Raw genomic sequence first — 24,176 nt, 5'->3', positions numbered from 1 at the left:
AGAACAACCATGATCACGAACGCCTGCGGGCCCCTTGCGTCCAGGGCACCGGAACCACCACGCCGTCACGCAACGTCACAACCGTGCGTGCCGCCTACGCGATTGCCCGGTTAAATTCGAAGACCCACATTGGCAGCACGATCGACCACAGGGTCCGCAGCGGACTCGCCCCGTCGATCGCCGCCGCTGACATCAGGTCCTCGGGAATCGAGTCGAAGAACCGCTTCAGCAGGAAGATGTTGAATCCATTGGCGACGGTGGGCAGCCAGATCGCCCACGGAGTGCCGATCAGGTTCACATGCAGCAGCGGCAGATCGAGAACGGTCAGATACTGCGGCACGATCAGGACGGCGGCCGGGATCATCAGCGTGGCCAGCATCATGCCGAGGATCAGGTTTCCCAGCACCGGCCGCAGCTTGGATATCGCGTAGGCCGCGCCCACATCGAACACCAGCTGGAAGGCGAGCGCGCCGAACGCGTAGTACATCGTGTTGAACAGCAGCCGGGCGATCTTCAGCTGGCTCCACGCGGTCGCGTAGGTGCCAGGCTTCGGGTCCTTCGGGAAGAGCGTCGGCGGATTCTGGAGCACTTCCTGAGCGGATTTGAATCCGCCGGTCACCATCCAGTAGAGCGGGCCGAGAAAGACCAGGGTGAAGACCACGAGGACCGTCGAGAGGACGGTCCAGTAGATGAATTTCCCCCGCGGCCGGTTCAGCGCGGCCGCGGAGATCAGAGTGCGGTTCTGTGATGGGTTCGCTGCCATGTCCCCCTCCCCGTCCTAGTCGCTGTCGCGGCTGAGCCGCGCGTACAGGCCGGAGAATCCGCCGAGTACCAGCAGCATGATGAGTCCGAGCGCCGAGGCGCTTCCGAAGCTGTCGTAGCGGAACGCGTACTGGTACACCATGTAGACCACGGTGCCGGTGGAGTTCTCCGGTCCGCTGCCGCCGGTGAGCAGGTACACATTGGTGAATTCCTGCATGGTCGCCACGATCTGGAGCAGCAGCATCAGCGACAGCACCGACCGGGTCTGCGGGATGGTGATGTGCCAGATCTTGCGCAGCAGCCCGGCGCCGTCCAGGTCGGCGGCCTCGTACAGCTCGCCCGGGACGTTCTGGAGCGCCGCCAGATAGATCAGGGTGGCGCCGCCCATGCTCATCCAGGTGGCCGCGATCACCACGGAGATCATCGCGGTGCTCGACGAGTCGAGCCAGGCCTGTTCCGGAAGGTGCAGGAAATGCAGGATGTGGTTGAACAGGCCGTATTCCGGGTTGTAGAAGTACTTGAAGAGCAGCACCCCGGCGACGGGGGGCAGCATCACCGGCAGATAGACCAGAATGCGCAAGTACGCCTGTGCGTGCCGGAATTCATTGAGCACGATGGCGATGATGAACGGTGCCGCGAAGCCGATCACCAGCGCGTACAGCGTGAACTGCATGGTGTTGCGCCAGGCCGGCCAGAACCCGGGGTCGTTCCACACGGTTTCGATATTCGCCCAGCCGACCCACTTGGTCTCGCCGCGCTTGGTCTTCTGGAAGCTCATGATGACTTCGCGGATCATCGGATACCAGGAGAAGAATCCGAAGCAGAGCACCGCGCCGATCATGAATCCATGCGCCTGCAGATCGCGTCGCAGTCTCCGGCCGAACGCCGAGCGGGCGGACTCGCCGGGAAGTCCCGGACGGCGTTTGGAACCCCTCGGCGAGGAATGCCCGGCACGGCCTTTGGTCTTGTTGTGGGAGACGGTGGTCGCCGCCATGGGGAACTCCTCGACTGGGGCCGGGGGCTGGGGGCTGGGGCAGGGGCTGTCGCAGGGGCTGAGGCTCTGGCTGGGGTCCCGGCGCGGGGGCCGGCCGGTGGGCCGGCCCCCCCGCAACCAGCTAATGGCATGCGGCCAGCAGCGTGTTGACCTGGGTCTCAGCGGTGGAGAGCAGCTTGCCGACATCGGCGTTCTTGTTGGTCAGCGCGCCGGACATCACGGTGTCGATCGCCGTGTAGATCTTCTGGGCGTTCGGCGGCTCGGGCTTCACCGGAACCCCGGCGGCCACATAGGTGGCGAAGTTCTCGACCGGTACGGTCGCGTTCGCCGTCTTGGTGGCGGTGTCCTTGTCCTTCGACGCGCCGGTGAAGAAGAACGGCTGCGGCAGGCCGACCGGGATGCCGTCCCCCTTGTTGCGCGCGTAGTTGAACTGGCCCTTCTCCAAGGTCAGGAACTTGAAGTTGATCCAGGCGATGCCGGCCTTGATCTGGTCGGGGGTGTCCGACTTCTTGAACATGTAGTCGGCGCCGCCGAACAGCGAGGTCTTGCCACCGGGGATCGGCGCCATGCCGAGGTCCTCGAACTTGGCCTGGTACTGCTGGACGACGAGCTGGACGTCGTCAGGAGCACCGACGTACATACCGACCTTGCTGGTGCCCATGGCCTTCTGGACGTCGCCCCACACGAGTCCCGGACTGGCCGGCATGCTGTTGTCGGTGAAGCGCATGTCGTGGAGGGTCTGCAGGAGCTGCTTGCCCTCGGCGGTGTTGAACGCGGCCTTCTTGCCGTCCTCGGAGGTCATCTGGCCCCCCAGGCCGTAGAGCTCCGAGGTGAAGTGCCAGCCGCCCTGGTTGCCGCCGGCGTTCTCCATGAAGCCGTGGATGCCCTGGCTGCCCAGCTTGTCCTGGATCTGCTTGGCCGCGGCCCGCACGCCCTCCCAGGTGGTCGGGGGCTTGTTGGGGTCGAGACCGGCCTGGGTGAAGATCTTGCGGTTGTAGATCAGGCCCATCTGGTAGTTGGACGTGGGCAGCCCGTACAGCTTGCCGCCGTCCTTGAGCACGTTCAGGACGTTCGGGTCGATGTCGTTGAGGCTCGGGACGGTCTCCGGCGTGACGTACGCCGTGATGTCCGCGCCCTGCCCCGCGTCGAGCACCTGGTTCTTGTCGGTCATGTACGTGTAGAAGGCGTCGGTTTGCGTACCGCCCTTCATCATGGCCGTGAACTTCGCCGGATCCTCACACGGGAAGGCGTCCTTGCTGTTGACCGTGACGTTCGGGTAGAGCTTCTTGAACTCGGCGATGTCGTCGAGCCACTGCTTGCGCTCGGGCTTCTTGGTGGTCGGCGGCATGCAGTCCACGCTGATCGTGACCTTGGTGCTGGGATCCAGCTTGGCGCCGGCGCTCTTGTCGCCGGAGCCGGTGTCCTTGGTGCTCTTGCTGTCCGAACACGCCGCGGCGGTCATGCCGATGCCGGCGACCAGCATGACGGCCACCAGCGTCCGGTAGCGGTTTGTCTTCATTGATCAACCCTTCCCCTGAACCACTGCGCGACGATGCTCTGCGCTCTGAGATCTGCGAACCCTGCGCGGTTGCGTGGCGCGGGGTGTGCGCCGCCGTCTCGGGTGGGCTCAAGGTACTGAACCCGATAGATGTCCGCAAGATTTCACGCGAAGCTCGCAAAGACACGACTTGATTACGAAGCCGTTTCCCAGCCAGTGATGTCAGTGATGTCGGGGAGTGAGGCCGGGGAGGGATGTCAGTGAGGGGTCGCCTACCGGGTCGTCGCCTCGACCTCCGGCTGCTGGGGGCGCGTGGCACGGGGCGCGGGCCCCGTGGAGCCGCGCACCACCAGCTCGGGCTCGAAGAGCAGCTCGTCGTGGTCGACGGGGGTGCCGCTGATCTGGCCGCTGAGCAGATCGACGGCGGCCCGGCCCATCGCCTCGATGGGCTGGCGCACGGTCGTGAGCGGCGGATCGATGCAATTCATGAACATCGAATCGTCGTACCCGATGACCGAGAAGTCCCCGGGCACGTTCAGCCCGCGGCGGCGGGCGGCCCTGATGGCGCCCAGGGCGATCGGGTCGCTGGCGCAGATGACGGCGGTGATGCCGCGCTGGATCAGCCGGCCGGCCGCGGCCTGGCCGCCCTCGAGGGTGAACAGCGCGTGTTCGACCGCGGTGTCGGAGAGTTCGCCGCCGCGCCGCGCGATCCAGCGGCGGGCCGCGGCGAGTTTGCGCTGTGACGGCACATGGTCGGGCGGGCCGAGGATCAGGCCGATGCGCTCGTGGCCGAGCGAGGCGAGATGGGTCATCCCCTGCTCCACGGCGACGGCGTCGTCGCACGAGACGCGCGGGAAGTCGAGATGGCCGATGGCGGCGTTCATCAGGACGGTGGGCAGATTGCGCTCGGCGAGCCGGGCGTAGTGCTCGTGCGACGACTCGGCCTGGGCGTACAGGCCGCCGAAGAAGATCGCCCCGGACACATGCTGCTGCAGCAGCAGTTCGACGTAGTCGGCCTCCGACACTCCGCCGACGGTCTGGGTGCACAGGACGGGTGTGAATCCCTGCTGTGCCAGGGCTCCGCCCACCACCTCGGCGAAGGCCGGGAAGATCGGATTGGAAAGCTCCGGGAGCACGAGCCCGACAAGCCGGGCACGCTCCCCGCGCAGCTGGGTCGGTCGTTCGTAACCGAGCACATCGAGTGCGGTCAGCACTGCGGCTCTGGTCGCATCGGAGACTCCGGGCTTCCCGTTCAGCACTCGGCTGACGGTCGCCTCGCTCACCCCGACCTTCTTTGCCACCGTGGCAAGTCGTCGTGTCATGACGTCAACTCTAGTACAGGTTGCGCAAGTTTTTTGCGGGAAATTTGCGCCAATCCTGCAAGGTTCGGTATCCGGAAGATCGTCTCCGGACACCGGTGCCGCCCGGGCAGCACGATCCGGCAGCACGATAGCGGTGGCCCTGCGGGCGCCGCTGCCGAAACAGCGGGCAGTATGGGCGGCAGCAGTACGCCCACGTGCGGCGGGTTGCCGGACGAGGGTCCGCAACACGTCGGAAACCGTGTGGTGGGATGCTCATGTGCCCCGATGTGCCCCGCGGCGCGGGAGCAGGCAGCCTGATCAGCGAGGATGGGTGGAAATGGATAAGCAGCAGGAGTTCGTGCTTCGCACACTCGAAGAGCGCGACATCCGATTCGTGCGGCTGTGGTTCACCGATGTGCTCGGCTATCTCAAGTCGGTCGCCGTCGCCCCCGCCGAACTGGAGCAGGCCTTCGACGAAGGCATCGGCTTCGACGGCTCGGCGATCGAGGGCTTCGCCCGGGTCTACGAGTCGGACATGATCGCCAAGCCGGACCCCAGCACCTTCCAGATCCTGCCGTGGCGCGCCGAGGGCCCGGGGACCGCCCGGATGTTCTGCGACATCCTCATGCCGGACGGCTCGCCCTCGTACGCCGACCCGCGCTATGTCCTCAAGCGCGCCCTGGCCAAGACCTCCGACCTCGGGTTCACCTTCTACACCCACCCCGAGATCGAGTTCTTCCTGCTCAAGGACAAGCCGCTCGACGGCACCGTCCCGACCCCCGCCGACAACTCCGGCTACTTCGACCACACTCCGCAGAACGTCGGCATGGACTTCCGCCGCCAGGCGATCACCATGCTGGAGTCGATGGGCATCTCGGTGGAGTTCTCCCACCACGAGGGCGCCCCCGGCCAGCAGGAGATCGACCTCCGGTACGCCGACGCGCTGTCCACCGCCGACAACGTCATGACGTTCCGGCTGGTGATGAAGCAGGTCGCGCTGGAGCAGGGCGTGCACGCCACCTTCATGCCGAAGCCGTTCTCCGACTTCCCCGGCTCGGGCATGCACACCCACCTCTCCCTCTTCGAGGGCGACCGCAACGCGTTCTACGAGTCCGGCTCGGAGTTCCAGCTCTCCAAGGTCGGCCGGTCCTTCATCGCGGGCCTGCTCAAGCACGCCGGCGAGATCTCCGCCGTCACCAACCAGTGGGTGAACTCCTACAAGCGCATCTGGGGCGGCTCCCAGCGCACCGCCGGCGCCGGCGGCGAGGCCCCCTCGTACATCTGCTGGGGCCACAACAACCGCTCCGCCCTGATCCGGGTCCCGATGTACAAGCCCGGCAAGACCGGCTCCACCCGCGTCGAGGTCCGCTCCATCGACTCCGGCGCCAACCCCTACCTCGCATACGCGGTGCTGCTCGCCGCCGGCTTGAAGGGCATTCAGGAGGGCTACGAACTGCCCCCCGGCGCCGACGACGACGTCTGGGCCCTCTCCGAGGCCGAACGCCGCGCCCTGGGCATCGAGCCCCTTCCGCAGAACCTGGGCGAGGCCATCACCCTGATGGAGCGCAGCGAACTGGTCGCCGAAACGCTCGGCGAGCACGTCTTCGACTTCTTCCTGCGCAACAAGAAGCAGGAGTGGGAGGAGTACCGCAGCGAGGTCACCGCCTTCGAGCTCCGCAAGAACCTCCCGAACCTGTAAGCGCAGGCCAGCCCCGCCCGCCCTCGCTCCCGCCCCTTCCGGCCTCAGCCGGTGGAGGCGGGGGCGAGGGCGGCCTTGGTGAGGGGGTGGGGGGAGCCCGTGCCGTCGGCGGGGACGGTGTAGAGGTCGGCGCCGAAGTCGCCCGGGAGGGAGTAGGCGACGGTGCGGTCGTCGCTCCAGACGGCCTGGTCGTCGATGCTGCGGGGCTCGGCCAGGGCGGTCTCGCGCATCGTGGCGAGGTCGAGGGCGTAGAGCCGCCAGGGGGCGTCGGGGGACAGGCCCGGGACGCGCTTCTGGAAGACGAGGCGGGTGCCGTCGGGGGAGAGCGACGGGCATTCGAGGTTCGGGCGCAGCGTGGTCACGCCGCGGCCTCTTCGGCCGCGGCTCCTTCGGTCCCGGCTCCTTCGGTCCCGGTGCCGGCCGCCGGCGTCGCGGGCTCTGGAGTGCCGGGGCCGTCCGCCGGGTGCACGATCAGCCGGTCCAGATACCGGTGATGTCGGAGGCCGAGGCGGCGTTCCCCGCGTGGGTGGTGCCGTACATGTCCTCGAGGGTGCGCAGCACGTTGTAGTGGTTGTACGTGGTGGACGAGCTGCTGCCCGGGGCGACCTGCCGGCCGTACAGGACGGTGGGGATCCTGTTCCCGGCGAGCCGGTTGTCCTCGTCGAAGGTGACGACGAGCAGGCTGTTGTGGGTCTTGGCCCACGTGGCGTAAGCGCCGAGGTTGTTCTTCAGCCAGGTGTCACCGGTGCTGACGGAACAGTCGTGCATGTCGCTGCACAGGTTCGGTACGACGAAGGAGACCTGCGGCAGCGTCGTGTAGTCCGACGGGAACTGCGCGAAGGTCTTGGCGCTCGAGGTCGGCACATTGCTGAAGCCGAACCAGGGATTGTGCTTCTGGGCGTACTTGCCGCTGCTGCAGGTGGTCGAGCCCTGGCTGGGAAGCGACTCGTTGTAGCTGCCCCAGGTCTTCCCCGCGGCGGCCAGCTCGGAGCCGAGGTTGGGCGCGGAGCTGAAGCCGGGGGTGACGCAGCTGTCGCCGGTGATGCCCTGGTCGCTGCCCGAGAACAGCTGGTAGTAGTTCGGCTGGCTCGGGTGGGTGATGCCGAACGAGGCAGTGAGGTTCGCGCCGCCGGTCTTCAGCGAGTTGATGTACGGGGCGCTGGAGCTGCCGATGACCTGGGTGTAGGAGTGGTTCTCCATCACCACGACGATCACGTGGTCGGGGGTGGGGACGGCGGTGGCCGCGTGCGCGGTGGACGCGCCGCCGAGGCCGGCCAACAGGCCGGCGGAGGCCGCGGCGAGGCCGACGGCGGCCGCGACAGCGGTGAGCGGACGCGGTACGGATCGCGGCATGAAGCGCGGTATGGAAAGGGACAAGCCGGGCACGGCTTACCTCCGGTCAGGGGGGTATGGGGGCGCGGTGCGGTGCCAGGGTAGAAGCGGACGCCGAACGGTAGAAGCTCTGTGAACGTGCGTGAACGTGAAAGTCGGGAAAACGATCGGGGTGGGCCGCGTCGACGGCCCCGGTAGCGGTCCCGTCCGTGGCCCCGCGACCGTTCGCGGTCCGGTGCACACCGTTCCGGGTCGGCGGCCGGGCGGTTACGCTCAGCTGGGACCTTGATCGTAGGCAGGACCGCAGGCAGATCGCATCCGGACGCAGCCGGGACGCATCCGTGAACGCAGGCAGGCATCGCGGGAACGGATCGCCACGGACGCCACCGGCCTCCGCGGACCGCCACGGATCGCAGGGACCGCATCCACGGACGAGGGTACGTACACGGACCGGAGGCGAGATGTCGCTGCCGCAAGGGCGCCGAAGCAGCACGTTCTCCCGGCTGCTGAGGCACGGGTTCACCGACCCGGCGGCGGCCGAGCTGCTGGTGGAGACGGCGGGGCTGGCCGCGGTGCGGACCGACCCGGTGCTCCTGGACGCGCTCGGCGCGACGGCGGATCCCGACCAGGCGCTGCTGGGCCTGGTACGGCTCGTGGAGGCCATGGACGCGGGCGAGCGGCGGACGCTGCTGGACACCGTGACCACCGCCAAGCCGCTGCGCGACCGGCTGCTCGGCGTGCTCGGCGCCTCCGAGGCGCTCGGCGACCACCTCGCCCGGCACCCGCACGACTGGCACGCGCTGGTGACGTACGAGTCGGCCGACCTGCACCCCGGTGTGGCCGAGTTCGAACGCGGGCTGGCCCCGGCCAACGATCCCGACGCGCTGCGCGCGGCCTACCGCCGCTGCCTGCTGGCGATCGCCGCCCGCGATGTGTGCGGCACCAGCGACCTGGTGCACACGGCCGCCGAGCTGGCCGACCTCGCCACCGCGACCGTGCGCGCCGCGCTCGCCATCGCCGCCGCCGAGGCGCCGCGGGACGCCGCGCTGTGCCGGCTCGCCGTGATCAGCATGGGCAAGTGCGGCGGCCATGAGCTGAACTACGTCTCGGACGTGGACGTCATCTTCGTGGCCGAACCGGCCGAGGGCGCGGAGGAGGCCGCGGCGATGCAGGCCGCGACGCGGCTGGCCGCCCGCATGATGCGGGTCTGCTCCGACACCACCGCCGAGGGCACCATCTGGCCGGTCGACGCCAATCTGCGGCCGGAGGGCAAGAACGGCCCGCTGGTGCGGACGCTCTCCAGCCACCTCGCCTACTACAAGAGGTGGGCCAAGACCTGGGAGTTCCAGGCGCTGCTCAAGGCCCGGCCGATGGCGGGCGACCGCGAGCTGGGCCAGGACTATGTCGAGGCGCTCTCGCCGATGGTGTGGCAGGCCGCCGACCGCGAGCACTTCGTCTCCGACGTCCAGCAGATGCGCCGCCGGGTCGTGGAGAACATCCCGGCCGCGCACGTCGAGCGGGAGCTGAAGCTCGGTCCCGGCGGGCTGCGCGACGTCGAGTTCGCCGTCCAGCTGCTCCAGCTGGTGCACGGCAGAACCGATTCCTCGCTGCGCAGCGGCACCACCCTCACCGCGCTCGCACAGCTCGCGGCGGGCGGCTACGTGGGCCGCGCCGACGCCGCGTCGCTCGACGCGGCCTACCGCTTCCTGCGCCGGATGGAGCACCGCATCCAGCTGCACAAGCTGCGCCGCACCCACCTGGTGCCGGACGACGAGGCCGGGCTGCGCCGGCTGGGCAGGTCACTGGGTTTCCGCGCCGACCCCGTCGCCGAGCTGAACCGGGAGTGGAAGCGGCACGCCGTGGAGGTGCGCCGGCTGCACGAGAAGCTCTTCTACCGGCCGCTTCTCGACGCGGTCGCCCAGCTCGAACCGGTCGAGACCCGGCTCAGCACCGATGCCGCCAGGCAGCGCCTGCTGGCGCTCGGCTACGCCGATCCGGCCGCCGCCATGCGCCACTTGGAGGCGCTGGCCAGCGGCGTCAGCCGCAAGGCCGCCATCCAGCGCACCCTGCTGCCGGTCCTGCTCGGCTGGTTCGGCGACTCCGCCGACCCGGACGCCGGGCTGTTCGGCTTCCGCAAGGTCTCCGACGCGCTCGGCAAGACCCCCTGGTATCTGCGGCTGCTGCGTGACGAGGGCGCCGCGGCCGAACACCTCGCCCGGGTGCTGTCCTCCGGCCGGCTCGCCCCGGACCTGCTCATGCGGGCCCCCGAGGCGGTCGCCCTGCTCGGCGCCCCCGAGGGCCTGCGGCCGCGCACCGCGGCGGCGCTCGAACAGGAGGTGCTTGCCGCCGTGGGCCGCGCCGACGGACCCGAGAAGGCGGTCACGGCGGTACGTGGCGTACGGCGGCGTGAGCTGTTCCGTACGGCGGCGGCCGACGTCATCGGCGAGCTGGGCGTGGACGCGGTCGGCACCGCCGTCACCGACATCAACGCGACCGCCATCGTAGGCGCCCTGCAGGCGGCCATGGACGCCGTCCAGCACGCGGAGGGACCCCTGGCGACGCGCTTCGCCGTCATCGGCATGGGCCGCTTCGGCGGACGCGAACAGGGCTACGGCTCGGACGCCGACGTGATGTTCGTCCATGAACCGTTCGACGGGGTCGATGAGGGGAAGGCCGGCGCCCAGGCCGCCAAGGTCGCCAACGAGCTGCGCCGGCTGCTGCAGATCCCCACCGCGGACCCGCCGCTGATCATCGACGCCGACCTGCGCCCGGAGGGCAAGAGCGGCCCGCTGGTGCGCACCCTCGGCTCGTATGCCGCCTACTACCGGCGCTGGTCGCTGGGCTGGGAGAGCCAGGCGCTGCTGAGGGCCGACCCCGTCGCGGGGGATCCGGGGCTGGGGCGGCGCTTCATCGAACTGATCGACCCGCTGCGGTACCCGCCCGGGGGGCTCGACGACGACGCGGTACGCGAGATCCGCCGGCTCAAGGCCCGGATGGAGTCCGAGCGCATGCCGCGCGGCGCCGACCCCACCACCCACGCCAAGCTCGGCCGCGGCGGGCTGTCCGACGTCGAGTGGACCGTCCAGCTGCTGCAGATGCAGCACGGCGGAAGGCTGCCGGAGCTGCGCACCACCCGCACCCGCCGGGCCCTGGCCGCCGCCCGCGCCGCCCGGCTGGTCGGCGCCCATGACGCGGCGGTGCTGGACGAGGCGTGGGTGCTGGCGACGAAGGTCCGCAACGCGGTGATGCTGGTGCGCGGGCGCCCCGGGGACACCTTCCCCGGCGACGGCCGGGAGCTCGCCGCCGTCGGGCGCTACCTCGGCTACTCGCCGGGCCATGTCGGGGACATGGTCGAGGACTACCGCCGCACGACCCGCCGGGCCCGCGCGGTCGTCGAACGGCTCTTCTACGAATACGAGGCGTGACGGGCCGCCGGGTGCCAGGCCGGCGGTGTTCGGGCTCAGCGGGCTCAGCAGTGCCCGGCCCCGCGCCGGAACGGCTCAGCGGCGGGCGGTCGCCGGATAGCGCGGCAGGTGGTAGACGAAGCGGCCGTAGACCGCGTAGACCACCGCGAAGCCGGCACCCAGGCACACGGCGCCCCCTATGGCGTCGAGCCAGAAATGGTTGGCCGTCGAGATGATCACCAGCAGGGTGGCCAGCGGGTACAGGACGCCCAGCACCTTGGCCCACAGCGGGCGGGCGAGCATCGCGATGGTGATGCCGCACCACAGGGACCAGCCGATGTGCATGGACGGCATCGCGGCGTACTGGTTCGACACATGGGCGAGGTCGCCGGAGGCCATCGAGCCCCAGGTGTGGTGCACCTTGACCGTGTCGATGAAGTCGATGCCCCGCATCAGCCGGGGTGGCGCGAGCGGGTAGAAGTAGAAGCCGACCAGTGCGATGCCGGTGGTGACGAAGAGCACCGTACGGGCCGGGCCGTAGCGGCCCGGATGCTTGCGGTAGAGCCACACCAGGACGCTGATGGTGATGACGAAGTGCAGCGTCGCGTAGTAGTAGTTCATGCCCACGATCAGCCATGTCACCGAGTTCACCACGTGGTTGACGGTGTGCTCGACCGCGAGGCCGAGATGGTGCTCCAGCTTCCAGATCGCGTTGGCGTGCCGCATCGCCGCCGGCTCCTGCTCGGGCACGGCGTTACGGACGAGTGAATACACCCAGTAACTGACGGCGATCAGTGCGATCTCGAACCACAGACGCGGTCTGCGCGGGGTGCGGAGCCTCGACACGAGGGTGTGGCGGGGTGCCGTACGGCCCTCGCTCGGCGCTCCATCGGAATCAGTGGAACCGATGGAGCGCGGCGGGGCGGCCATACGGCCAGCCATGATCTTCGCGGTCGGTTCCCCCATGGAGGAACAGTCTGCCAGACCCACAGGACCTTGCCGATCAGACGCCGGACGGACCCTGTGCATTCGGTGTACGCATTCCGGCCGACTGCTGGACCAGGAGCGCCGGTGCGGGGCCGCTCGGCACCGCCGCCGTTGAACCGCGAACGACCAGCTCGGGGAGGAAGACGAACTCGCTGTGCGGGGCAGGAGTGCCGCCGATCTCCTCCAGCAGCGCCCGCACCGCCGCCTGCCCCATGGCGGCCACGGGCTGCCTGATGGTCGTCAGGGGCGGATCCGTGAAGGCGATCAGCGGGGAGTCGTCGAAACCGACGACGGAGACATCTCCGGGCACCGACAGGCCCTGCTGCCGGGCGGCCCGGATCGCGCCGAGCGCCATCATGTCGGACGCGCAGACGATCGCCGTGCAGCCGGACTCGATGAGCGCCGTCGCGGCCGCCTGGCCGCCTTCCAGCGTGTACAGAGAGTGCTGGATCAACTCCTCGGACTGCTCGGCGGTCAGGCCCAGCACGTCCTCCATGCTGCTGATGAAGCCCTGGATCTTGCGGAGTACCGGTACAAAGCGCTTCGGTCCGACCGCCAGTCCGATTTTCTCATGTCCGAGTGCCGCCAAATGGGTGACGGCCAGCCGCATCGCGCCCCGGTCGTCCGGGGACACGAAAGGCGCCTTGATCCGGTCCGAGAAGCCGTTGATCAGCACGAACGGAACGCCCTGGCCGTGCAGCCTGGCGTACCGCTCGGTGTCGGCGGTGGAGTCGGCGTGCAGGCCCGAGACGAAGATGATCCCGGCGACGCCGCGTTCCACGAGCATCTCGACCAGCTCGTCCTCGGTCGAGCCGCCCGGCGTCTGGGTGGCCAGCAGCGGGGTGTACCCGTCGCGGGTCAGCGCCTGGCCGATCACCTGCGCGAACGCGGGAAAGATCGGGTTCTCCAGTTCCGGGGTGATCAGGCCGATCAGCCCCGCGCTGCGCTGCCGCAGCCGGACCGGCCGTTCGTAGCCGAGCAGATCGAGGGCGGCCAGCACGGATTCACGGGTGGTGGCGGATACGCCGGGCTTGCCGTTGAGGACGCGGCTGACCGTTGCTTCGCTGACACCCGCCTGGGTTGCGATGTCAGCAAGCCTTGCGGTCACAGCACCGGATGCTAGGGGACGGATGGCCGCCACGTCAGATCGCCCACCAAATCGTCGTGTCAGCGGGGATGACGGCATCCGCTCCGCCCACCGTGAATTCGCCACTGGCGAGCAGCGCGCGGCCCGGCGCCGGGATCGTGACGGGGTTTCCGGTGATGTTGGCCGTGCAGACGAACGTGCCTTTGCCGCTGTCCCGGCGGAACGCCAGCACACCGTCCGGCGCTTCCAGCCAGGTCACATCGGTGCCCGCGCCCAGCGCCGGGTGCTCCCGGCGGACGGCCAGCGCGCCGCGGTAGAACTCCAGCGTGGAGGTGGGGTCGCCCTGCTGGGCCGCGACACTGAGCCCCGCCCAGCAGTCGGGCTGCGGCAGCCAGCTCGGGCCGCCCTCGGCCGGGCCGAAGCCGTACGGAGCCCGCTCGCCCGACCACGGCAGCGGTACGCGGCAGCCGTCGCGGGTGCCGTCCTGGCCGGCGTTGCGGAAGAACGCCGGGTCCTGGCGCACCTCGTCCGGCAGGTCGGTGACCTCGGGAAGGCCCAACTCCTCGCCCTGGTACAGATAGGCGGAGCCGGGCAGTGCCAGCATCAGCAGGGTCGCGGCGCGGGCCCGGCGCAGACCGCGCGCCTCGTCGCCGTCGGCGAAGCGAGTGGAATGCCGCACCACGTCGTGGTTGGACAGCACCCAGGTCGCGGGCGCGCCGACGGTGCTCATCGCGGTCAGCGAACCGTCGATGACCCGGCGCAGCGTGACGGCGTCCCAACCGGACGTCAGGTACTCGAAGTTGAACGCCTGGTGCAGCTCGTCCGGGCGCAGGTACAGCGCGCTGCGCTCGACCGTCGGCGTCCACGCCTCGGCGACGGCGATCCGGTCGCTGGGGGCACCTCCCGGCCGGAGGTCGGGGGAGTACTCGTCGAGGATCTTGCGCCAGCTGCGGTAGATCTCGTGCACGCCGTCCTGGTCGAAGTACGGCATCGACGCGGTGCCCAGCAGCTTGAGTTGCTCGTGGGAGCCGATGTCGGGCAGGCCCTCGGCCTTGACCAGGCCGTGGGCGACGTCGATCCGGAAGCCGTCGATGCCCAGGTCCAGCCAGAAGCGCAGCACGGAGCGGAACTCGTCGTGCACGGCCGGGTGGTCCCAGTTGAAGTCCGGCTGCTCGGCGGCGAACAGGTGGAGGTACCAGTCGCCGGGGGTGCCGTCAGCGTTTACGGTCCGCGTCCAGGCCGGTCCGCCGAAAATCGACTCCCAGTCGTTGGGCGGGAGTTCACCACTGTCGCCCTTGCCGGGGCGGAAGTGGAAGCGCTCGCGGATCGGGGATCCGGTGCCCTCGCGCAGCGCCTGCTTGAACCACTCGTGCTGGTCCGAGCAGTGGTTCGGGACCACGTCCACGATGACCCGCAGGTTCAGCGCGTGGGCCGCCCGCACCAGGTCGTCGGCGTCGGTCAGGGTGCCGAACACCGGGTCGACGGCGCGGTAGTCGGCCACGTCGTAGCCGCCGTCGGCCTGCGGGGAGGCGTAGAACGGCGACAGCCATACGGCGTCCACGCCGAGTCCCCGGAGGTAGGGCAGGCGGGCGGTGATGCCGGGCAGGTCGCCCACGCCGTCGCCGTCGCCGTCGGCGAAGCTGCGCGGGTAGACCTGGTAGATCACCGCGTCACGCCACCAGTCTCTGCGCCCGGCGTCGGCGGCGTTGTCGGCGGCGGAGCGGGGCGCGTCGGTGAGGTGCTGGCTCATTGATTCCCTTTATGGGTGCGGGGGAACGACAGGTGGCGGTGGTGCTGTTGGTACGTGTCGGTCAGGCCGTTACATGTCGGTCACGACTTGGCGGCACCGGCAGTCAGGCCGGACACCAGGTGGCGCTGGACCACGAAGAAGACCAGGGCGGCCGGGATCGCGATGATCACCGCGGCGGCGGTCATCGAACCCCACTGTGCACGCTGGTCGGTGACGTAGGTGCCGATGCCGACCGCCAGCGTGTAGTTCTCGTTGCTGCTCATGAACTGGCTGGCGTAGGCGACCTCGCCCCACGCGGTCAGGAAACTGTAGAACGCGGTGACGGCCAGGCCCGGCCGGGCCAGCGGCAGGATCAGCCGCCAGAAGGTGCCGAACGGGGTCAGGCCGTCGATCCGGCCCGCCTCGTCGATCTCGTGCGGGATGGTGTCGAAGTACCCCTTGAGCATCCAGGCGCAGAACGGCACCGAGATCGTGCAGTAGGTGATGACCAGGCCGAAGTAGCTGTCGAGGAGCCCGAGCTGGCCGAGCAGGTTGTACAGCGGCACGATCAGGACGGCCATCGGGAACATCTGCGTGGTCAGGAAGGTCCACATCAGCTGCCGGTGGCCGGGGAACTTCATCCGCGAGATGGCGTAACCGGCGCTCGCCGAGAGCGCGACCCCAAGGACGGTCGTCGCGGCCGCGACGATCACCGAGTTGAGGAACCACTTCGGGAAGTTGGTGTGCAGGATGGTCCGGTAGTTCTGCAGGCTCAGATGGCTGACGATCTGGCCCGGGTCCGTCCAGGCGTTCGCCGGGCCGAACGAGATGAACGCGATCCACAGCGCCGGGAAGACGGCGATCGCGGCGGCGGTCAGGAGCGTGCCGTGCAGCGCGACCGAGGCCAGCGGGCTGCGCTCGCCGCGCTTGCGGCCCGGGCGGGTGATGGCCACGGCGTCCGGGCGGGTGGTGCCGGCGGTCTCCGCCGGGCTGGTGGGGGCTGTCGCACTCATCGTCATGGCTCCTTACGCCTGCTCGGTCTTGGCCTGGTAACGCCGGTAGAAGGTCGAGAAGACCAGCAGGATGGCGAGGATGACCATGCCGTAGGACGCGGCGCCGGAGTAGTCGGACACCCCGGTGAACGCCTTGCGATAGGCGTAGGTCACGAGGATGTCGGTGTCCCCGGTGGTGTTCTGGCCCAGCAGCAGGAAGATGATCGGGAACATGTTGAAGGTCCAGATCACGCCGAGCAGGATCACCGTGTTGCTCACCGGGCGCAGGCCCGGCAGCGTGACGTTGTGGAACCGCTGCCAGGGGGAGGCCCCGTCCATCTCGGCGGCCTCGTAGAGCTCCTTGGGGACCGACTGCATGCCGCCGAGCAGGGCGACCATCATGAAGGGCACGCCCACCCAGACGTTGACCATGATGACGGCGACCTTCTGGGCGAAGGGAGTGCCCAGCCAGTTCTGGGCCGGGATGCCGACATGCGTGAGGATCGTGTTGAACACGCCGTACTGCGAGTTGAGCATCAGGCGCCAGGCGAAGATGCCGACGAAGGCCGGGATCGCCCAGGGCAGGATCAGCGCGAGGCGGTAGAAGAGCCGGAACTTCACCGGGCGGTTGAGCAGCGTCGCCATGCCCATACCGATGCCGTAGGTGAAGGCGACACAGGTGACCGTCCAGATCACGGTCCAGGTGAGGCGGGGGTAGAAGTCGCCGTCCTGGCCGGAGATGATCTTCCAGTAGTTGTCGAAGCCCACGACGCTGTAGGTGGCTGCTTTGTGGATCGGGCCGATGTCCTTGGCGGCGTTCAGCTCGGTCGCGTTGGTGAACGACAGGTAGGCGCCGTATCCCAGCGGGTAGAGGACCAGGACGCCGATCACGAGGACCACCGGGGCGACCATGGCCCAGGCGTACCAGTGCTTGTCCCATGACCGCTTGAATGACGTCGCGAGTCCGGCGCGCGGGGCCTTGCCGCGCGGTTGCCTGTCAAGGGTTGCGGTGGTCATCGCTCATCGGCTCTTTCCACGATTACGGATGATGGTGCGGTTCACGGTGGTGTGGTGACGGTGCTGCCGTTCACGGTGGTGCGGTGACGGTGGTGCGGTGTGGTGTCGCGGCCCCGGAGCGCCCCTCGGAGCGGGGCGGGCGGGGTGGCTCGATCCCCGGGGCCGCGCGTTCGGCCCGGTCCGGACGGCCGGGCGCGTGGGCCCCGGCCCTCCCGGAGGAGGACAGGGGCCCCGGCCGGCCGGACCGGAGTCTGGTGCCTGTGGAGCGGCGGTTACTTGGCGACCGAGAAGCCCGGCAGGAGCTTGCCGAATTCATCGGCGGCGGCGTTCAGACCGTCCTGGACCGAGACCTGGCCCTGCAGGATCTTCACGTACTGCTGCTGGAGCGGGGTGAAGAGGCTGCCGACCTGGGGCAGCGCCACGCGGGGGCGGGCGGTGTCCATGATCCCCTTGAAGCCGGCGATCTTCGGGTCGGCGGTGACCGCGGCGGTGTAGGCGGAGGTCCGGGTCGGCAGGGTGCCGGTCTTGGTGGCGATCGTGACCTGGCTCGCCGAGGAGGTCATGAACTGGGTGAACAGGTAGCCGGCGTCCAGGTTCTTGGAGCCCTGGTAGACCGCGAGATCGTGGCCGCCGGTCGGGGCCTGGGCCTTGCCGGTGGAGCCGGCCGGGACCGGGGCGTAGCCGAGGTTGGACTCCTTGCCCTTGAAGGCCGAGCCGCTGACGTCGTCACTGACGGACCAGGGGCCCTGGATCAGCATGGCGACCTTGCCGTTCTTGAACGAGGTCTGCATGTTGTCGTAGGCGCTGGCGAAGTCGACCTTCGACGACGAGGTGTCGTAGATCTTCTTGGCGGTGGTGACCGCCTTGACCGCCTCGGGCGAGTTGATCGTGATCTTCTTGGCGGCCGGGTCCGCGAGGTCGGTGCCCTCGCCGAAGAGCAGCGGCATCAGGAAGTACGTGTCCGGGTTGACGTAGGTGCCGGTGACCCCGGTCTTGTCCTTGATCGTCTTCGAGACCGAGATGAACTCGTCCCACGTGGCCGGCGGCTTCGTGATGCCGGCCTTGGCGAAGACCTCCTTGTTGTACAGGAGGCCGAGAGTGTCGGTGACCGACGGGACGCCGTAGGTCTTGCCCTCGTACTTGGTGGTGTTGAGCGGGCCCTGGGTGAAGTCGCCGGCGTCCTTCAGGGCGGCGGTGCCGTCCAGCGGGGCGATGTAGCTCAGGGAGGCGTACTCCGGGATCAGACCGACATCGGTCCTGACCACGTCCGGGGCACCCTTGCCGCTCTGCGCCGCCGTCTTGAACTTCTTCTCGACGTCGGCGAACGGGACGTTGACGTAGTTGACCTTGATCTTCGGGTACTTCGCCATGAAGTCCTTGATCAGGCTCTGGTAGACGGGAGCCTCGTTGGCGGCGTCCGAGGTGTCCCAGTACGTGATGTCACCGGAGACTCCGGCCGGGTCCTTCGCCGCGTCGTTGGCGCTCTTGCTGTCGCTGCTGCCGCCACAGGCGGTGGCCCCGAGAACGATGGCCGCGGCCATCGCCACGGCGGATATGCCGCGTCGCATACCTGTCTCCTTGATGAGGGTAAAACCCGGTTCACCCTGGAGTGGGTGATGCACGCCGCTTGTCCCATGCGACTGCTCGGGCTGGGCAGGAACGTAACAGCGTTGTAAGTCCTTGCGAAAGAGCCTGCAAGAAAGATTCCCGCAGGTCCTCCGAATGTGACATCCCCGTTACCTGCGGATGTCCGGTGCAGGCCCAGGGGGCGAAGAAGTGCGTTGCAAGGTCTTGCTGCAAGGTCTCGGCAGCGATAGCGTCCGCAGCGCCCGGCGGTGGAGCCGGGTGGCCGTGGGACTCGGCGCGTAGTGCCCCGGCACGAGCTTTCCGCCCCGAGGAGACCCGCCCGTGTCCGTACCCGCACGCATACGACGCGTGGCAGCGACGGTGGTGTCGGCGCTGCTGCTGGCCACCGTGCCGGCCGCCGTAACCGCCATGGCCGCCGCGCCACCCGCTCCGCCGTCCGACGCGGCACTCGCCGCGCAGCCGGCCCGCCACGACCTCACGCGTGAGCAGTTCTACTTCGTCCTGCCGGACCGGTTCGCCAACGGCGACACCCGCAACGACACCGGCGGGCTCACCGGATCCCGGCTGACCACCGGCTACGACCCCACCGACAAGGGCTTCTACCAGGGTGGCGACCTCAAGGGCCTGACCAGCCGGCTCGACTACATCAAGGGGCTCGGCACCACCGCCATCTGGATGGCGCCGATCTTCAAGAACCAGCCCGTGCAGGGCACCGGGAAGGGCGCCTCGGCCGGCTACCACGGCTACTGGATCACCGACTTCACCCAGGTCGACCCGCACTTCGGGACCAACGACGACCTGAAGAAGCTCATCGCCGCCGCCCACGCCAAGGGCATGAAGATCTTCTTCGATGTCATCACCAACCACACCGCAGACGTCGTGGACTACAAGGAGAAGGCGTACTCCTATCTGTCCAAGGGCGCGTTCCCGTATCTGAGCAAGGACGGGACGCCCTTCGACGACAGCGCCTACGCGACGGCCACGGCGGGCAAGGGCTTCCCCGCGGTCGGTGCGGGCTCCTTCCCTCGTACGCCCGTCGTGGCCCCCGGGAAGCAGAATCTGAAGGTGCCGTCCTGGCTCAACGACCCGACGATGTACCACAACCGGGGTGACTCCACCTACGCGGGGGAGAGTACCGACCAGGGTGACTTCTCGGGCCTCGACGACCTGTGGACCGAGCGCCCCGAGGTCGTCCAGGGCATGGAGAAGATCTACGAGAAGTGGGTCAAGGACTTCGCGATCGACGGCTTCAGGATCGACACCGTCAAACACGTCGACCTGCCGTTCTGGACCCAGTGGGCCACCGCGCTCGACAGGTACGCCGCCCAGCACGGCCGCGACAAGTTCTTCATGTTCGGCGAGGTCTACTCCGCCGACGCGGCGATCACCTCGCCCTACGTCACCCAGGGCCGGCTCGACGCCACCCTCGACTTCCCCTTCCAGGACGCCGCGCGCTCCTACGCCTCCCAGGGCGGCTCGGCGGCCCGGCTCTCCGGCCTCTTCGCGCAGGACTACCGCTACACCACCGACAAGGCCAACGCCTATGAGTCGGTGACCTTCCTCGGCAACCACGACATGGGCCGGATCGGCACCTTCCTCAAGCAGGACAACCCCAAGGCCGGTGACGCGGAGCTGGTACAGCGGGACCGGCTCGCCAATGAGCTGATGTTCCTCAGCCGCGGCAACCCCGTCGTGTACTACGGCGACGAACAGGGCTTCACCGGCGCGGGTGGCGACAAGGACGCCCGCCAGACGATGTTCGCCTCCAAGGTCGCCGACTACCTCGACGACGACGAGCTGGGCACCGACCGCACCCATGCCAGCGACTCCTACGACACCCAGGCACCGCTCTACCGGACGATCGCCGCGCTCTCGAAGCTCACCAAGGACAACCCGGCGCTGCGCGACGGCGTACAGACCGAGCGGTACGCCGCCGACGGCGCGGGCGTGTACGCGTACTCCCGTACCGACGCGAAGACGAAGACCGAGTATCTCGTCGCGGTGAACAACGCGACCGCGGCGAAGACCGTGACCGTACCGACCGGTTCGGACGCCGCGGACTTCGGGGCGCTCTACGGCGCCACCGGCACCGTACGCAGCGGCGCGGACGGAACGGTCACCATGACCGTCCCCGCGCTGTCCAGCGTCGTCCACAAGGCCGCGAAGCCGCTCGGCACCCCCGCCGCCGGCCCGGCGATCGCGCTGCACGCCCCGGCCGCGGGCGCCACCGGCACGGTCGAAGTATCCGCCGACGTGACCGGCGGACAGCTCGACCGGGTGGTGTTCGCCGCCCAGACCGGCAACGCGAAGTGGCAGGTGCTCGGCTCCGCCGACCACGCCCCGTACAAGGTCACCCAGGTGATCGGCGCGAACGTCCCGGCCGGCACCGCCCTGCGCTACAAAGCCGTGGTGACCGATTCCGCAGGACACACCAGCAGCGCGACCGCCGCCACCAGCAGCGGCACACCCGTCCAGGCGCCGCCTCCCAGCGCCGTCTCCCGCGACTACGCGGTCGTGCACTACAAGCGCACCGCCGGCGACTACACCGACTGGGGCCTGTACACCTGGGGCGACATCGCCGACGGCGAAGGCACCACGTGGCCGGCCGGCAAGCTCTTCACCGGACGTGACGCCTACGGCGCCTTCGCCTACGTCAAACTCAAGCCCGGCGCCTCCAGCGTCGGCTTCATCGCCGTGAACAAGGACGGCGTGAAGGACACCGACGCCGACCGCGCCGTCGATCTCACCAGGACCGGCGAGGTCTGGATCGAGCAGGGCAAGCCCGGGGTGCTGAACGCCGCGCCCGACGGTGCCTACCCGCCGCAGGACACCACCAAGGCCGTCCTGCACTACAAGCGCGGCGACGGCGACTACACCGGCTGGGGTCTGCACACCTGGACCGGCGCCGCCACGCCCACCGACTGGTCCAAGCCGCTCCAGCCGACACGTATCGACGCCTATGGCGCGGTGTACGAGGTGCCGCTCACGGCGGGTGCCACCGCGCTGAGCTACATCCTTCACAACGGCGACACCAAGGACCTGCCGACCGACCAGTCCCTGGACCTCGCCTCCAACGGGCATGAGGTGTGGCTGTTGGCCGGAACGGAGAAGTACCTGCTCCCGCAGCCCAAGGGCACGGGCGCGGACCTCGACCTGACCAAGGCGCAGGCGCAGTGGATCGACCGCGACACCGTCGCATGGAAGACCGACCCCTCGGCGTCCGCGAGCCAACAGCTCGTCTACGCCCCGGACGGCGGCATCACCGTCAAGAACGGCGCCCTGTCCGACGAGGGCCACTGGCTGCGTCTCGCGAAGGTCGCGGGCGGCCTCACCGACGCCCAGAAGGCGAAGTACCCGCAGCTGAAGGAGTACACGGCCTTCACCGTCGACCCGCGCGACCGGGACCGGATCGGGAAGGCGCTGCCCGGCCAGGTCATCGCCACCCAGCGGGCCGCCAACGGCGCGCTGCTGGCCGCCACCGGTGTGCAGACCCAGGGCATCCTGGACGATCTGTACGCGGCGAAGGCCGGCAGAGCGCAGCTCGGCCCGGTCTTCTCGCACGGCCGCCCGAGCCTGTCCGTCTGGGCACCCACCGCGCACAGCGTCGCGCTGCAGATCGACGGCAGGACCGTACCCATGAAGCGCGACGCCGGCAGCGGCGTCTGGTCCGTGACCGGCGGGAACGACTGGACCGGCAAGCCGTACCGCTACGCGGTCACCGTCTGGGCGCCGAGCGTCCAGAAGCTCGTCACGAACCTGGTGACCGACCCGTACTCGGTCGCGCTGACCGCCGACTCCGCCAGCAGCCTCCTCGTCGACCTCGACGACCCGAAGCTGGCCCCCAAGGGCTGGGAGCGGCAGGCCAAGCCGAAGGCGGTCCCGATCGGCCGGGCGCAGATCCAGGAGCTGCACATCCGTGACTTCTCGGCCGCGGACACCACCGTCCCGGCCGCGCAGCGCGGCAAGTACACCGCCTTCACCGCCCAGGGCTCGGCCGGCATGACACATCTGCGCGAGCTGGCGAAGTCCGGCACCAACTATGTTCACCTGTTGCCCGCGTTCGACTTCGCCACCGTCCCGGAGAAGGCCGCCGACCAGGCGGTCCCGGACTGCGACCTCGCCTCCTTCCCCGCCGACTCCGAGAAGCAGCAGGAGTGCGTGACCAAGGCCGCGGCCAAGGACGCCTACAACTGGGGCTACGACCCGTACCACTACACGGTCCCCGAGGGCTCCTACGCCACCGACCCGGACGGGACCAAGCGCACCACCGAGTTCCGGCAGATGGTGCAGGGCCTGAACAACTCCGGGCTGCGGGTGGTGATGGACGTGGTCTACAACCACACCTCCGCCTCCGGGCAGGCCGGCACCTCCGTCCTCGACAAGATCGTGCCCGGCTACTACCAGCGGTTGCTCGCCGACGGCTCGGTCGCCAACTCCACCTGCTGCTCCAACACCGCGCCCGAGAACGCGATGATGGGCAAGCTGGTGGTCGACTCCATCGTCACCTGGGCGAAGGAGTACAAGGTCGACGGCTTCCGCTTCGACCTCATGGGTCACCACCCGAAGGCGAACATCCTCGCGGTGCGGCACGCCCTCGACGCACTCACGCTCGCGCACGACGGCGTCGACGGCAAGAAGATCATCATGTACGGCGAGGGCTGGAACTTCGGCGAGGTCGCTGACAACGCCCGCTTCGAGCAGGCCACCCAGGCCAACATGGCCGGCACCGGCATCGCCACCTTCAGCGACCGGGCCCGCGACGCCGTACGCGGCGGCAGCCCGTTCGACTCCGACCCCGGCGTGCAGGGCTTCGCCACCGGCCTCTACACCGACCCCAACTCCTCTACCGCCAACGGCACCGCCGCCGAACAGAAGGCCCGGCTGCTCCACTACCAGGACCTCATCAAGATCGGGCTGACCGGCAACCTGCGCCAGTTCACCTTCACGGACTCCGCGGGCAAGGAGGTCCACGGCTCCGAGGTCGACTACAACGGTCAGCCCGCCGGATACGCGGCCGCGCCCGGTGACGCGCTCGCCTACGTCGACGCCCACGACAACGAATCGCTGTACGACGCACTGGCCTTCAAACTCCCGGCCGCCACGACGGCCGCCGACCGGGCCCGTATGCAGGTACTCGCCGAATCGACCGCCGCGCTCTCCCAGGGCCCGGCGCTCTATCAGGCGGGCAGCGACCTGCTGCGCTCCAAGTCCCTGGACCGCAACTCCTTCGACTCCGGTGACTGGTTCAACGCCATCCACTGGGACTGCGCCGCGGGCAACGGCTTCGGCCGCGGCCTTCCCCCGGCGGCCGGCAACCAGCCCAAGTGGCTCTTCGCCAAGCCGCTGCTCGGCTCCGCGGCCCTGCGCCCCGGCTGCGCCGAGATCACCGGTGCGTCCGCCGCGTACCAGGATCTGCTGAAGATCCGTTCCATAGAACCGGCCTTCGCCCTCACCTCTGCGGCGCAGGTCCAGGACCGGCTCTCCTTCCCGCTGTCGGGCAAGGACGAGACACCGGGCGTCATCACCATGCGGCTCGGCGACCTGGTCGTGGTCTTCAACGCCGCGACGAGCAGCAGCAGCCAGAAGGTGACCGCCCTGTCCGGCACCGCCTACGTCCTGCACCCGGTGCAGGCCGCCGGATCCGACCCGGTCGTGAAGCAGTCCGCCTACGACGCGGCCACGGGGACCTTCACCGTCCCGGCCCGCACGGTCGCGGTCTACGTCAAGCGGTAGCCGGCGCGCGGAACGATCGGCGCGCGGAACGAGAGGACGGCCCGCCCGGGGCAC

The 24,176-nt window shown here is 69.1% G+C and carries 13 protein-coding genes and 2 pseudogenes; 3 read left to right on the top strand and 12 right to left on the bottom strand.

Going from position 1 to position 24,176, the window contains the following annotated elements; all coding sequences use genetic code 11:
- Positions 1-127: 127 nt before the first annotated feature.
- From QMK24_RS06820 to QMK24_RS06805, 4 genes and pseudogenes are all read right to left on the bottom strand, one after another.
- A pseudogene (locus tag QMK24_RS06820) lies at positions 128-763 on the bottom strand (carbohydrate ABC transporter permease); the annotation flags it as partial.
- A gap of 15 nt (positions 764-778) precedes the next feature.
- Positions 779-1,756 carry a carbohydrate ABC transporter permease gene (locus tag QMK24_RS06815; protein ID WP_283464272.1) on the bottom strand — a complete coding sequence of 326 codons (978 nt, stop codon included), beginning with the start codon at positions 1,754-1,756 and terminating at the stop codon, positions 779-781.
- Positions 1,757-1,877: 121 nt separating this feature from the next.
- On the bottom strand, positions 1,878-3,275 hold the full coding sequence (locus QMK24_RS06810) for an ABC transporter substrate-binding protein (RefSeq protein WP_283464270.1): 1,398 nt from the start codon (positions 3,273-3,275) through the stop codon (positions 1,878-1,880).
- Positions 3,276-3,526: 251 nt separating this feature from the next.
- The gene (locus QMK24_RS06805) at positions 3,527-4,576 is read right to left on the bottom strand and encodes a LacI family DNA-binding transcriptional regulator (protein ID WP_283464269.1); all 1,050 of its coding nucleotides are present in this window, start codon (positions 4,574-4,576) and stop codon (positions 3,527-3,529) included.
- Positions 4,577-4,892: 316 nt separating this feature from the next.
- Here QMK24_RS06805 and glnA2 point away from each other — a divergent pair, with 316 nt between their 5' ends.
- Complete coding sequence (gene glnA2 / locus QMK24_RS06800) at positions 4,893-6,254, top strand: gamma-glutamylpolyamine synthetase GlnA2 (protein ID WP_283464267.1); 1,362 nt, start codon at positions 4,893-4,895, stop codon at positions 6,252-6,254.
- Between the two features lie 44 nt (positions 6,255-6,298).
- Here the strand turns inward: glnA2 and QMK24_RS06795 are convergent.
- A pseudogene (locus QMK24_RS06795) lies at positions 6,299-6,622 on the bottom strand (TolB family protein); the annotation flags it as partial.
- Between the two features lie 103 nt (positions 6,623-6,725).
- A complete protein-coding gene (locus QMK24_RS06790; RefSeq protein ID WP_283464266.1) occupies positions 6,726-7,607 on the bottom strand; it encodes an alkaline phosphatase family protein in 882 nt (293 codons plus the stop codon).
- 440 nt (positions 7,608-8,047) lie between these two features.
- Between QMK24_RS06790 and QMK24_RS06785 the strand changes: the two genes are divergently transcribed.
- Positions 8,048-11,011 (top strand): bifunctional [glutamine synthetase] adenylyltransferase/[glutamine synthetase]-adenylyl-L-tyrosine phosphorylase, encoded by a 2,964-nt coding sequence (locus QMK24_RS06785; protein ID WP_283464265.1) that lies wholly within the window; start codon positions 8,048-8,050, stop codon positions 11,009-11,011.
- A 75-nt stretch (positions 11,012-11,086) separates the two neighbouring features.
- Here QMK24_RS06785 and QMK24_RS06780 read toward each other — a convergent pair whose 3' ends face one another.
- From QMK24_RS06780 to QMK24_RS06755, 6 genes are all read right to left on the bottom strand, one after another.
- Positions 11,087-11,956, bottom strand: coding sequence for a phosphatase PAP2 family protein (locus QMK24_RS06780; RefSeq protein ID WP_283464264.1), 870 nt, complete (start codon positions 11,954-11,956; stop codon positions 11,087-11,089).
- Between the two features lie 37 nt (positions 11,957-11,993).
- Positions 11,994-13,085, bottom strand: coding sequence for a LacI family DNA-binding transcriptional regulator (locus QMK24_RS06775; protein ID WP_283464263.1), 1,092 nt, complete (start codon positions 13,083-13,085; stop codon positions 11,994-11,996).
- 34 nt (positions 13,086-13,119) lie between these two features.
- Positions 13,120-14,814: a glycoside hydrolase family 13 protein gene (locus QMK24_RS06770; protein WP_283464262.1), complete on the bottom strand. Its 1,695-nt coding sequence runs from the start codon at positions 14,812-14,814 to the stop codon at positions 13,120-13,122.
- Between the two features lie 80 nt (positions 14,815-14,894).
- A complete protein-coding gene (locus QMK24_RS06765; protein ID WP_283464261.1) occupies positions 14,895-15,806 on the bottom strand; it encodes a sugar ABC transporter permease in 912 nt (303 codons plus the stop codon).
- A 12-nt stretch (positions 15,807-15,818) separates the two neighbouring features.
- Positions 15,819-16,802, bottom strand: coding sequence for a carbohydrate ABC transporter permease (locus QMK24_RS06760; RefSeq protein WP_283464260.1), 984 nt, complete (start codon positions 16,800-16,802; stop codon positions 15,819-15,821).
- Positions 16,803-17,074: 272 nt separating this feature from the next.
- Positions 17,075-18,370 carry an extracellular solute-binding protein gene (locus tag QMK24_RS06755; protein ID WP_283464259.1) on the bottom strand — a complete coding sequence of 432 codons (1,296 nt, stop codon included), beginning with the start codon at positions 18,368-18,370 and terminating at the stop codon, positions 17,075-17,077.
- A 340-nt stretch (positions 18,371-18,710) separates the two neighbouring features.
- On the opposite strand from QMK24_RS06755, the gene pulA reads away from it, so the two are divergent.
- Positions 18,711-24,122: a pullulanase-type alpha-1,6-glucosidase gene (pulA, locus tag QMK24_RS06750; RefSeq protein ID WP_283464258.1), complete on the top strand. Its 5,412-nt coding sequence runs from the start codon at positions 18,711-18,713 to the stop codon at positions 24,120-24,122.
- The last annotated feature ends 54 nt before the right edge of the window (positions 24,123-24,176 follow it).

The organism is Streptomyces sp. PH10-H1 (assembly GCF_030063355.1).
Taxonomy (GTDB): domain Bacteria; phylum Actinomycetota; class Actinomycetes; order Streptomycetales; family Streptomycetaceae; genus Actinacidiphila.
Note: the sequence above shows the minus strand (reverse complement) of the source record. Positions and strands in the feature narration are given on the sequence as shown.